This window comes from Lutibacter holmesii, assembly GCF_042679665.1.
In the GTDB taxonomy this organism is placed as follows: Bacteria; Bacteroidota; Bacteroidia; order Flavobacteriales; family Flavobacteriaceae; genus Lutibacter; species Lutibacter holmesii.
This window is the reverse complement of record NZ_JBHTMV010000009.1, coordinates 187,478-199,288: the sequence shown is the minus strand read 5'-3', so window position 1 is coordinate 199,288 and position 11,811 is coordinate 187,478. Positions and strand designations below refer to the sequence as shown.

Annotated in this window: 12 protein-coding genes and 1 tRNA gene; 6 read left to right on the top strand and 7 right to left on the bottom strand. The window is 30.2% G+C overall.

Annotation, left to right across the window (positions count from 1 at the left end; genetic code table 11):
* Positions 1 to 2 precede the first annotated feature (2 nt).
* Genes ACFQ5N_RS13395 through ACFQ5N_RS13385 form a run of 3 tightly spaced genes read right to left on the bottom strand, consistent with a single transcriptional unit; the run spans position 3 to position 3,139 of the window.
* On the bottom strand, positions 3 to 1,175 hold the full coding sequence (locus ACFQ5N_RS13395; protein WP_386810206.1) for an efflux RND transporter periplasmic adaptor subunit: 1,173 nt from the start codon (positions 1,173 to 1,175) through the stop codon (positions 3 to 5).
* A gap of 11 nt (positions 1,176 to 1,186) precedes the next feature.
* Entirely contained in the window at positions 1,187 to 2,530 is a 1,344-nt protein-coding gene (locus ACFQ5N_RS13390) for a TolC family protein (protein WP_386810205.1), read from the bottom strand.
* A gap of 3 nt (positions 2,531 to 2,533) precedes the next feature.
* Complete coding sequence (locus ACFQ5N_RS13385) at positions 2,534 to 3,139, bottom strand: TetR/AcrR family transcriptional regulator (protein WP_386810204.1); 606 nt, start codon at positions 3,137 to 3,139, stop codon at positions 2,534 to 2,536.
* A gap of 162 nt (positions 3,140 to 3,301) precedes the next feature.
* Here ACFQ5N_RS13385 and ACFQ5N_RS13380 point away from each other — a divergent pair, with 162 nt between their 5' ends.
* The 3 genes from ACFQ5N_RS13380 to ACFQ5N_RS13370 all read left to right on the top strand — a co-directional run bounded on the left by ACFQ5N_RS13380 (position 3,302) and on the right by ACFQ5N_RS13370 (position 4,840).
* Positions 3,302 to 4,273: a polyprenyl synthetase family protein gene (locus ACFQ5N_RS13380; protein WP_386810203.1), complete on the top strand. Its 972-nt coding sequence runs from the start codon at positions 3,302 to 3,304 to the stop codon at positions 4,271 to 4,273.
* Entirely contained in the window at positions 4,273 to 4,626 is a 354-nt protein-coding gene (locus ACFQ5N_RS13375) for a hypothetical protein (RefSeq protein ID WP_386810202.1), read from the top strand. The genes ACFQ5N_RS13380 and ACFQ5N_RS13375 overlap by 1 nt, the downstream gene beginning before the upstream one ends.
* 140 nt (positions 4,627 to 4,766) lie before the next feature.
* Positions 4,767 to 4,840: transfer RNA gene (locus ACFQ5N_RS13370), tRNA-Ile, on the top strand.
* A 148-nt stretch (positions 4,841 to 4,988) separates the two neighbouring features.
* On the opposite strand, the gene ACFQ5N_RS13365 is transcribed toward ACFQ5N_RS13370, so the two are convergent.
* Positions 4,989 to 5,828, bottom strand: coding sequence for an OmpA/MotB family protein (locus ACFQ5N_RS13365; RefSeq protein WP_386810201.1), 840 nt, complete (start codon positions 5,826 to 5,828; stop codon positions 4,989 to 4,991).
* A gap of 145 nt (positions 5,829 to 5,973) precedes the next feature.
* Between ACFQ5N_RS13365 and ACFQ5N_RS13360 the strand changes: the two genes are divergently transcribed.
* Positions 5,974 to 6,969 carry an FAD:protein FMN transferase gene (locus ACFQ5N_RS13360; protein ID WP_386810200.1) on the top strand — a complete coding sequence of 332 codons (996 nt, stop codon included), beginning with the start codon at positions 5,974 to 5,976 and terminating at the stop codon, positions 6,967 to 6,969.
* Here ACFQ5N_RS13360 and ACFQ5N_RS13355 read toward each other — a convergent pair.
* Entirely contained in the window at positions 6,962 to 7,726 is a 765-nt protein-coding gene (locus ACFQ5N_RS13355; protein WP_386810199.1) for a class I SAM-dependent methyltransferase, read from the bottom strand. The genes ACFQ5N_RS13360 and ACFQ5N_RS13355 overlap by 8 nt on opposite strands.
* A gap of 36 nt (positions 7,727 to 7,762) precedes the next feature.
* On the bottom strand, positions 7,763 to 8,581 hold the full coding sequence (gene map / locus ACFQ5N_RS13350) for a type I methionyl aminopeptidase (RefSeq protein ID WP_386810198.1): 819 nt from the start codon (positions 8,579 to 8,581) through the stop codon (positions 7,763 to 7,765).
* Between the two features lie 175 nt (positions 8,582 to 8,756).
* On the opposite strand from map, the gene ACFQ5N_RS13345 reads away from it, so the two are divergent.
* Positions 8,757 to 10,028 carry an acetyl-CoA hydrolase/transferase family protein gene (locus ACFQ5N_RS13345; protein ID WP_386810196.1) on the top strand — a complete coding sequence of 424 codons (1,272 nt, stop codon included), beginning with the start codon at positions 8,757 to 8,759 and terminating at the stop codon, positions 10,026 to 10,028.
* 100 nt (positions 10,029 to 10,128) lie between these two features.
* Complete coding sequence (locus tag ACFQ5N_RS13340) at positions 10,129 to 10,788, top strand: urease accessory protein UreH domain-containing protein (RefSeq protein WP_386810194.1); 660 nt, start codon at positions 10,129 to 10,131, stop codon at positions 10,786 to 10,788.
* Here ACFQ5N_RS13340 and hypE read toward each other — a convergent pair.
* Entirely contained in the window at positions 10,785 to 11,810 is a 1,026-nt protein-coding gene (hypE, locus tag ACFQ5N_RS13335) for a hydrogenase expression/formation protein HypE (protein WP_386810192.1), read from the bottom strand. The two genes, ACFQ5N_RS13340 and hypE, sit on opposite strands and share 4 nt — an antisense overlap.
* Position 11,811 lies beyond the last annotated feature (1 nt).

The following is an 11,811-nucleotide window of genomic DNA, read 5'->3' as shown; positions in this document are numbered from 1 at the left end:
AATTATAAGTTTAATATTTTAACTGTTTGCCCATCTTTAATGCTTCTTGCACCTTCCATAATTATTTCATCACCAACAGCAACACCCGAAAGAACTTCAATATAATCTCCTTGAATTAATCCTGTTTCAATTATTGCTCTATGTGCAACAGCTTCATCACTTTTTCTGTCTTTTACAATATAAATGTATTGTTGTCCATTTGCATTTTCAGAAATAATACCTTGTGGTATTAAGATGGCTTTGGTATTTGTGTAATCGTTAATTTTAAGTTTCGCTGTTAAATTTGGTTTAATAGCCTTATTGTTTTTATTAGGAATGTTAACTTCAATTTTGAAAGTTCTGTTGGCTGGGTTTATGTAGCTTCCGGCTTGTCTAATTTTACTTTCAATTGAAGTTCCTAAAACAGGAAATTCAATAATAACATCTTTGTTTTTTGTAACTGTGTTTATATGGCTTTCAGGAACATTAGTTTCTATGTACATATTATTTAAACTAATTATACGCATTAATTGCGATTGTCCTGGAGAAACTACACTTCCTTGGTGCGTAATAACATCATCAATAGTACCATTAAAAGGTGCCGTAATTACGGTTTTAGCTACTTGTTGTTTAATTTGATCAATGGCTTTTTCTTGCGCTTCATATGAAGATTTTGCCTGTAAATATTGCATCTCAGATCCAATTTTTTGATTCCATAAACGCTCTTGACGTTCAAAAGTTGTTTTTGAAAGTGCTAATTGTATGTTTGCTTGTGCTAGTTGTTGACTTAAACCACCATCGTCTATTTTTGCTAAAACTTGCCCTTTTTTAACGTGTTGCCCTTCAACTACATTAACTTCTTTTAAAATTCCTGCATATTCTGGGTAAATTACCAAATTGTTTTTGGTTGTTACGTTTCCTTGCAAATCTATATAATGATTGAATACAGATTCTTCAGCTGTAATAATTGTAGTTAAGGGTACTTTTTTGTTAGGTGATAAATCGGCAATTTTGTGATCAATTAATTGTAATTGTTCTATAAGTGCTTTTTGTTGTGCTGCAATTTCATCTCGTTTAGATTTAATTGCAGTTATGTCACCCGATTCTAAAACTGTTTCTAAAGATTGCCCATTTTCATTTCCTCCGCAAGAAATAAATAAAAATGTAAATAATAAGGTTGAATATAAATATTTCATTGTTGTGTTTTTTAGTTGATTATAGGTGTATTTAATGCTTTGTCTAAACTTGCTTTTGCTGAAATAACATTTAGCATTGCTTCTAAGTAGTTTTGTTGCATTGTGTATAATTGATTTTGTGCGCTTGTTAGGTCAAAACTAGTTGAAATTCCTTCAAAAAATTTCACTTCTTGTTTCTTTTCAATTCGTTCTGCTAATGCTAAATTTTTCTTAGAAGTTTCAAATTCTTCTAATCTATATTGGTATTCAACTTTAGCACTTTCTAACTCTAGTAAAACTTTTTGACTGGTTTCTTCTAAGTTCGTTTTAGCTTTGTCGTATTCAATTTTAGCTTGTTGTGTTCTGGCGCTTCTTGCCAAACCACTAAAAATTGGAATGTCTAAACTAACACCTAGTAATGAAGAATCAAACCAATCTTGGTATTTTTTATGAAATGTAAATGACTCGCTATAACCTTGGTAGCCAAAGTTTATAAAAGAATTTAAGGTTGGTAACGCTTTGCTTTTTTGTAATTTTACAATTCCTTCTTGTCCTTCAAGTGCATTTTCTGCAATTCTGAAATCTATATGATCTTCAATATTAAATTCTTCTTCTAATAAGCTAAATTGTATGTTTTCTTTTGTTAAATCGTTTAAATTTTCAGTTAAAGTAGTCTTGGTATTAATATCTGCTCCAATGGTTATGTTGAACATTTTGTAATTAATACTTTTTAATTTTTCTGATTTAGATAACGATGTTTTTAATGAAGCCAACGTTAGTTCTAATTGCTCAACACTTTCTTCTTCTTCAAGACCATTTAAATATATTTGGTTGGTGTCAGCTAAGTTTTTTTCTAATGTAGCTACATTTTTTTTAAGAATAGCAATACCTTCTTCAGTAAAAAGAACATTTCCGTAGGCATTAATAACAGCCTCTCTAATTAATTGATCGGTTTTTTCTTTTGAGTCTTTTGAAATGCGCATATAAGTGTCTAGATATTTTAGACCAACTATATAGGAGCCGTCAAAAATAACTTGCGATAACGTTGCTGAGGCTGATAAATTATTTTTTGTTCCAAAAACAACTTCTATAAATTCTCCTGGATCTCCGCCAATAAATTCTCCTGGAATTAATGAAACTTGCTGTTTAACCCAATATTGGTAATCTACAGCTGCATTAAGTTGTGGTAAACCAAATGCTACGGTTTCTTTGTTTACTTGTTTTGATAATTCAATGTCTCTACTGGCATTAATTGAGGCGTAACTGTTTTCTAGTGCGTATGAAATAGCTTCATCAAGCGATAAAGACAAGCTTTCTTGTGCTTGTAAAGAAAAAGTTCCTAGTATGCCTAAAAATAGGATAAGATGTTTTTTCATTTTTTAATTATTGTATTGTTGTAATTGTTCTTCTAAAATTTTTATTCCTTTTTCGGTTGCTATGGCTCTTGTATGATATTCTAAAATATTTAATTCTAATTTATGTATGTTGTTTTTATTGTATGTGTATAAGTTTGAATCATGAACACTCATAACAAGTGAAAAGTAAAATTTGGTTACTTGATCTATAAGAATGTTTTTTCTATACAAACCCTCATTAATTCCTTTTTGAATATTACTTAATAAGCAATCTTTAAACATACAAAGTTCTTGCGAAGTTATTCTTTTGTAAGTTTCAGGATAGTATTTTTGTAATTGAAATAAAGGTGAATCGTCTACGTTTTGTATAAATCCATTAAATACTTTTTTTACTTCAAAATTTTCTTGAATTGCATTATGGTTTAAATTGTAAATTTTTAAAACTTCTTTATGTACTTGGTTATGGGTAAAAATGGTAGCTTCATTTACCAAATCTGCCTTGTTTTTAAAGTATTTGTAAATAGTTTTTTTTGAAATAGCAAGTTCATTGGCAATATCATCCATAGTAACACTTTTAAAACCAAGTTTTAAGAATGTTTCACCCGCTTTTTTTAGTATTACTTCTTTCATGAAAACCGTTATCTTTTTAAATTTTTGGTTTGCAAATATAATAAAGGAAACTTTAGAAACAAATAAAGTTTCCAAAGTTTTATTAATTTGATAACATTAAAAATGAAATTGAAAAGTTTGTAGTGTTATTGAAACTTGTATTTTTACATAAAATATAAGTACATGAAAAGTATTGAAACCTACAAAGAAGAGTTTTTAGTTTATCTAAATGAAAAAGTAAAGGTTAAGGAGCCTTTAAATTTATACGAACCAATTCATTATATTTTGCAATTAGGAGGCAAAAGATTACGTCCTGTTTTAACATTGCTTACTTGTGATATTTTTGGTGGGAATGAGAAGCTTGCTTATGATGCTGCTTTGGCTGTTGAAGTGTTTCATAATTTTACATTAATCCATGATGATATAATGGATAGTGCGCCTATACGAAGAGGAAAAGAAACTGTTCATAAAAAATGGGATGAAAATACCGGAATCTTATCTGGTGATGCAATGATGATATTGGGGAATCAATGTTTTGAAAGCTATGATGCTCCAATTTTTAAAGAACTTATGATTTTGTTTAATAAAACAGCGTTAGAAGTTTGTGAAGGGCAGCAGTGTGATATGGATTTTGAAACTAGAAACGATGTTACCATTACTGAATATTTAAAAATGATTACTAATAAGACTTCTGTTTTGGTGGCTGCAGCAATGAAAATGGGGGCAATTATTGCAGGAGCTTCTAAAGATGAAGCCATAAAAATTTATAATTTTGGATTGAATTTAGGAATTGCTTTTCAGTTGCAAGATGATTATTTGGATACATTTGGAGATGCTGCCGTTTTTGGAAAGCAAATAGGAGGTGATATTTTAGAAAACAAAAAAACGTTTCTGTATTTAAAAGCATTGGAAATGTGTAGCTCAAAAGATGCCAAAAAGTTAATTGCTATTTACAATGCAACCACACCCAACAACAATAAAGTAAGTGAAGTAACAAGTTTATTTGTTGAAAATAAAATTCCTGAAGTAACTATCAATGAAATTGAAAAATATTCAAACAAAGCGTTTGAAGTTTTAGAAACAATGTCAATTTCAAGTGTAAAAAAAGAAGCGCTTAAAGACTTTGGTTTGAATTTAATGAAACGTACCATCTAATGTTAAAAGCGGTAAATACAGTTGAATTATTTAATGCGTTAACCACAGAAAATTTATATGTAAATTTAATTCAGCAACTTAATAAAGATTTTCAAATGTCTAATTTAGATATACTTTTTGAAGAGACTATTGAGCCAATTACCTTGCAAAATACATTGAATAAAGTTTTATTGGATTTGATGCGTACGAAGTACGATGATTATTTAAATTTATTATATAGAGTTGATATTTCAGAAAAAGAATTGCTTAAAGTAAAATCAGATAATTTAGAAGCTGCTATACACCAAGTAACATTTTTAATATTAAAAAGAGAATCTCAAAAAGTTTGGTTGAAGAAAAATTTCAATAAATAATTTGGGTTTACATAATTGCTAAATATTCGTACTTAGATTGTTACCTGTTTTTGTAAAATGAAATAAATAATTATTTAGCAAAAAATACAGTAAAAGTATTGTCTATATGAAAAAATGTAGTAATTTTGCAGCCAGTTTTAGGTCCCATAGCTCAGCTGGTTAGAGCATCTGACTCATAATCAGAGGGTCCTTGGTTCGAGCCCAAGTGGGACCACTTTTAAAACTTGTAAAGCCTTACAGAAATGTAAGGCTTTTTTATGCTTTAAGGTAAAAAGGTGTTTAAAATTTATGCAAATAAAAACCTCTAAGAATACAATTCTTAGAGGTTTTTATTTAAGATGTCTTAAAAAGTGAAAAGCTAATTAGTCAACTTTTTGCTCTAATAAATCAAAGAATTGATCTAATTGAGGCATTAACACAATACGAGTTCTTCTATTTTTAGATCTACCTTCAACAGTATCATTACTTGCAATTGGCATATATTCACTTCTACCAGCAGCAACTAAACGAGAAGGTTCAATGTTAAAGTCGTCTTGTAATACTCTAATAACAGAAGTAGAACGTTTTACACTTAAATCCCAGTTATCTTTTATACAAGAAGTTTTAATTGGTTTGTTGTCAGTATATCCTTCAACCATAACTTCAAGATCAGGTTGAGCAGCAATTACTTCAGAAACTTTTCCTAATACTTCTTTTGCTTTGTTAGAAATAGTAGCGCTTCCGCTTTTAAATAATAATTTATCAGCAATTGAAATGTAAACTACAGTTTTCTCAACATTAACTTCAATATCTTCATCTTCAAATCCATCAGCTAACACACTTTTTAATTTAAATCCTAATGCTAAATTAATAGAATCTTTCTTAGTAACAGCTTTTTGAATGTATTGAATGTATTCATCTTTTTTACCCATTTGAGCCAACGTTTCTTTAATGTTGTCTGAAGCAGATTTAGATAATACGGTTAAATTATCAACATACTCTAATGTTTTTTCTTTGTCTTTGTTTAAATCAACAATTCTTTGTTCAAGTGATGAAATTTTACTTTCACTTTCTACTTGACATTTCATTAAATCAGCTTTTACATCAACTAACTCTTGACTTTTTTTGCTGTAATTTTCTTCTAACTCAGCGTATTTCTTGTTTGAAACGCATGAACTTAACACTAAAGATGTCGCTAACACCAATAAAAATAATTTCTTCATAAGATATTTTAAATTTAATACCTAACAAAGGTAAAAAAAATACCAATCTATCTAATATAAATATTAAAATTTAAGATGTTTTTATGAAATAATTTAATATTATCTTTGATGTTTATTAATTTGATAATTGTTGAGTCATTTAGAAATGAGAAAATATGTAGGAATTTTAGTTGTTTTGTTGCTTATTTCTTGTAATAAAACAGAGGATACTTTAAAAGTTATAAAAGGTAATGCTATTGGAACCACATTTTCTATACGTTATTTGGGAGGTTCGTCAGTTGATTTTGAATTTAAAATTGATAGTTTAATAAAAGCTATTAATAAATCTACCTCAACATACATTCCAACTTCTGATATTTCAAAAATTAACAATGGGGACACTACAGTTGTAGTTGATGCTTATTTTGAAGAAGTTTTTGCCAAGTCTGAAAAAATATATAAAGAAACTAATGGAGATTTTGACCCAACTATTGGTGTTTTAGTAAATGCTTGGGGTTTTGGTCCTGGAGATAAAATTGAAGATTTAGATTCTTTAAAAATTAAAGAGTTACTAAAATTTGTAGGTTTTGAAAAAGTAGCACTAAAAGACCAGAAAGTAATCAAACAATATCCTGAAATTTACTTTGATTTTAATGCCATTGGAAAAGGGTTTTTAGTTGATGTTGTTGGGCGACTTTTTGAACAGTACAATATTCAAAATTATTTGGTTGAAATTGGTGGAGAAATAAGGGCGCGAGGTGTAAATGAAAAAAATAGCGCTTGGAGAATTGCAATTGAAAATCCTAATTTTGATGGTACACGTTCATTTGCTTCAACCTTACAACTTCATAACGAATCTATTGCTACCTCTGGAAATTACAGAAAGTATAGAACAGCAAAAGATGGAAAAAAATATGTGCATACCATAAATGCAAAAACGGGTTTTGCTACTGAAAGTAATTTGTTAAGCGCGTCTGTAATTTCAAAATCAGATTGTGCAGATGTTGATGGTTATGCCACTGCTTTTATGGCAATGGGATTAGAAAAAACACAAAGTTTTTTACAAAATCATGCTGAATTAAAAGCTTTTTTAATTTACGTTGATGCCAATGGAGATATAAAAACATACGCTTCTCCAAATTTAGAAATGAAGGCTATTTAGTGCAAACAGGTAAAATTTCTCCTTTTGTTAAACAGTATTTGGTAACTAATTTAGGGTTCAATGTTTTTGAATAGTCAACTTCTTGTACTTTAAATCCGTGAGTTCTTAGTTTTTCAAAATAATCTTTTCCATAAATACGCACGTGGTCATATTGGCCAAAGTGTTTTTTTCGCTCTTCTTTTGAAGTTATTGAAAAATCCTCGTAAGTAGTTTCTAAAGATAAATCTTGTGGAATTTGAAAAATACCTAGTCCGCCAGGTTTTAAAACACGGTATAATTCGCTCATGGCTTTTTTATCATCTTCAATATGTTCTAAAACATGATTGCAGAAAACAACATCAAAGGCGTTGTTTTCAAAAGGTAAATCACAAATATCAGCTTTTACATCAGCAATTGGCGAGTATAAATCGGCAGTAGTATATGTTAAGTTTTTTTGTTTTTTAAAAATTTTTAAAAAACATTGTTCAGGAGCAATGTGTAATACTTTTTTTGGCGCGCTAAAAAAATCGGTTTCGTTTTTTAAGTATAACCAAAGTAATCTATGTCGTTCTAATGATAAAGTTCCAGGAGCTAGCGCATTTTCTCTTTGAGTTTCATATCCATAAGGTAAAAATTTCCGATAACTTTTTCCGTCAATTGGATCTGTAAAATTATTTCCTTTTAAATACAAAGAAACAATAGGACTTACCCAATAACTAGCTTTAATAAGCAAAGGTCTTGGAATAGCGTTCAAAATAATTTTAAAAATACGTGTCAAAATGTAGCGCTAAGTTTAGCTTTATTTAGAAGAGTTTTAAATATGTAATGGTATTTGTCTAAATTCTTCTTCTTCGTTACTTTCAATACCTAAAGCTGCATACACGTACTTAAATGTAGAAAGTAGTTCTGGTTTTCCGTCAACAATAGCAACATCATGTTCAAAATGTGCACTTGGTTTTCCATCTTGAGTTAAAATAGTCCACCCATCATTCAATTGGTTTATTTTGTAAGTTCCTAGGTTTACCATAGGTTCTATGGCAACAACCATACCTTCCATAAATTTTTTACCTCTTCCTCTTTTACCGTAATTTGGCATTTCAGGATCTTCGTGCATTTTTTTTCCTAAACCGTGTCCAACTAATTCTCGTACAATTCCATAACCTTCTTTTTCACAGTAAGCTTGTATGGCAAAACCAACATCACCAACTCTGTTTCCAACTTTTAATTGGCGAATACCTTCGTACAAACTTTCTTTGGTAATTTGTAGTAATTTTTTTGTTTCTGGAGTAACTTCACCAACTTCAAAAGTATACGCGTGGTCACCGTAAAACCCGTTTTTTAAAGCGCCACAATCTATAGAAATTATATCTCCTTCAATTAAAGGTTTGTTGTTTGGAATTCCGTGTACAACCTGAGCGTTTGGACTCATGCAAAGTGTGTTGGGAAAATCATACAATCCTAAAAAACCTGGGATTGCTCCCTGATCTCTAATAAATTCTTCAGCTAATTTATCTAATTGCAAAGTGGTAACACCTGGTTTTACTTCTTTGGCTAATATTCCTAATGTTTTTGAAACAATTAATGCACTCTCACGCATTAATTCAATTTCTTCACGAGTTTTAATCTTAATCATTCCTTCTGAAATTTTATTCTGCAAAGGTACTTTAAAAAAAAGAATTTTTATGGGTGTAGGTAGAATTACCTAAAATAAATAAAACGCAAAAAATCAACTAAAAAATCAATCAAATTTGAGTAATTATCATTATTTTTACATTTTTATATGATTTTAATAAAAACAATGCAGAAATATGTATAAAGCAGTAACGGCAAAAGAAGCAGTAAAGGTTATAAAATCGAATGATAGGGTTTATATTCAAGCCGCAGCAGCAGCTCCGCAAGAATTGATAAATGCAATGTCTGAAAGACATGAAGAGTTGAGAGGTGTTGAGGTTTGTCATTTACATATTGAAGGGGAAACACCTTATGCAAATCCTATTTACAAAGATAGTTTTCATGTAAATTCACTTTTTATTGGTAAAAATGTTCGTCATACTTTAAAAGCCGGAAATGGTTCTTATACACCAGTTTTTTTAAGTGAAGTTCCTAATTTGTTTAAAAGAAATGTGTTACCTGTTGATGTAGCTTTAATTCAAGTTTCAACACCTGATAAACATGGATACTGTTCATTAGGTGTATCTGTTGAAGCAATTTTAGCAGTAATTGCCAATGCAAAACATGTAATTGCTCAAATTAACGATCAAATGCCAAGAGTTCATGGTGAAGGATTGATTCATATTTCAGAATTGAATACGTTTGTTGAGTTTAGTGAACCTATTCACGAATTTGAAATTGCTGAACCAACAAAAATTGAACGTAAAATTGGTGATTTTGTAGCTGAGTTAATTGATGATAGAAGCACTTTGCAAATGGGAATTGGATCTATTCCTAATGCGGTTTTATCACGTTTAGGAAATCATAAAGATTTAGGTTTGCATACTGAAATGTTTTCAGACGGTGTGATAGATCTAATTTTATCAAACGTAATTAACGGAAATTACAAAGGTGTAAATGCCGGAAGGGCTTTAACAACTTTTTTAGGCGGTTCAAAAAGATTGTATGATTACGTTGATGATAATCCGTTTGTTGAAATGCGCTCTTGTGACTATACAAATAGTGTTGCAAATATTAGGCAAAACCCTAAAATGGTTGCTATAAATTCTGCAATTCAAGTGGATGTAACTGGACAGGTTTGTGCAGACTCTATTGGCGCTAATATGTTTTCAGGTGTAGGTGGTCAAATGGATTTTATTAGAGGCGCAAGTTTAAGCGAAGGCGGTAAAGCAATAATTGCATTGCCATCACAAACAACAAAAGGAATTAGTAGAATTGTGCCGTTTTTAAATAAAGGTGCGGGTGTAGTAACTACAAGATCTCACGTGCAATATATTGCAACCGAATATGGAGTTGCTGATTTATATGGAAAAACAATTAAACAGCGTGTAAAAGCTTTGGTAAATATTGCGCATCCTAATCATAGAGAAGCAATTGATAAATCTTATTTTGAAGAAATACGAAATTAAAACTTAAATTAGTTGAAGCCAAGATTGAAATTTTTAATCTTGGCTTTTTTATTTGATAAAGAAAAATTTCTTGTAAATTTATGTAGTAAAAATGAAAAAGATGGAAGTAACTTTTCCTTTATTTGCCGGAATCATAGCTGCATTAGTGCATGTAATTTCAGGTCCAGATCATTTAGCAGCCGTTGCGCCATTTGCCATAGAAAGTAAAAGGGAAGCATGGAAGGTTGGTTTGTTTTGGGGCTTTGGCCATATATTTGGAATGTTGTCTATTGGTGTATTGTTTTTGTTTTTTAAAGAGTTAATTCCTGTTGAAAAAATCTCTACCTATAGTGAACAATTTGTTGGTGTGATATTAGTTTTTTTAGGTGTATGGGTGTTGTTTAAAGTTTTTAAAAATGATGAAAAAACGATAAGTTCTTCTATTAGTCAATCAAATAAAATACATACGTATGATTTTTTAAATGCAAGACAAGGAAACTTTGCTTCTTTGTCTGTAGGGTTTGTACACGGTTTGGCAGGCGTTGCACATTTTTTATTGTTTTTACCTGTTGTTGGATTTGCATCAAACAACGATTCTGTAAAATATATAATTGGATTTGCAATAGGAACTTTAATTGCTATGATTGTTTTTGCAATGTTTGTTGGTAGTATTGCTGCTTTTTCAAAACCAGTTTCTAACCAGTATTTTTTTAAGGGAATTCGTTTAGCAGTCGGTTTATTTGCTTTGGTAATTGGGGTTTATTGGGTGTTAGCTAATTAACAAATTCTTGGTAGTTGTTCACCAACTAAGGGATTCACAATTCTTTTTCCTCCAATTAAACTTTCCATAATTACTTTATTTGGATGTTCATTTGTAATTTCACCAATAATTGCTGCATTTACTCCTTTTATATGGTTTTGCATGAATGTTAAAACTTCAGTAGCAATACTTGGGTCAACAATTACTAAAAATACACCTTCATTAGCTACATATAATGGATCTAAACCTAGCATTTCACAAGCAGCTGCAACTTGTTTTTCTAACGGAATAAAAGTTTCTTTTATAAATATTCCTTTTGAAATAGCATTCGAAATTTCATGTAAAACGGTTCCTAAGCCTCCGCGAGTAGGATCTCTAAATAATTTTATTTGATCACCAAATTCATCAAGTAAATCTTTTACTAAAAAGTTTAAATTGGTAGAGTCACTTTCAATTGTTGATTCAAATTCTAGCCCTTCGCGTTCACTCATAATTGCCATTCCGTGTTGTGCAATAAATCCGTTCACCAAAATTTTATCTCCTTCATTTATATGTTGGACTGAAATATTTGCTTTTGGATGTACTTCACCAAAACCTGTGGTGTTTATAAATATTTTATCGCCTTTTCCACGTTCAACTACTTTGGTGTCTCCGGTAATAATTAATACGTTACTTTCGTCTGCTACTTTTTTTATGGATTGAACAATTTTAATAAATTCTGAAATTTTTAAGCCTTCTTCAATAATAAACGCCAAAGACAAATACTTTGGAATGGCACCACACATTGCAACGTCATTTACAGTTCCGTGCACTGCTAATTCACCAATATTTCCACCTTTAAAAAAAATAGGAGTAATAACAAAACTGTCGGTTGAAACAGCTATTTCACCTTCAAATTTTACAATGGAACCGTCGTGTTTTTGATCTAAATATGGATTGCTGAATGTTTTAAGAATTATATTATCTAATAATTCTCTAGTTAATTCACCACCGCTTCCGTGACCTAAGGTAATAGTTTCAGAACTTACGTTTTTATTCTTCATA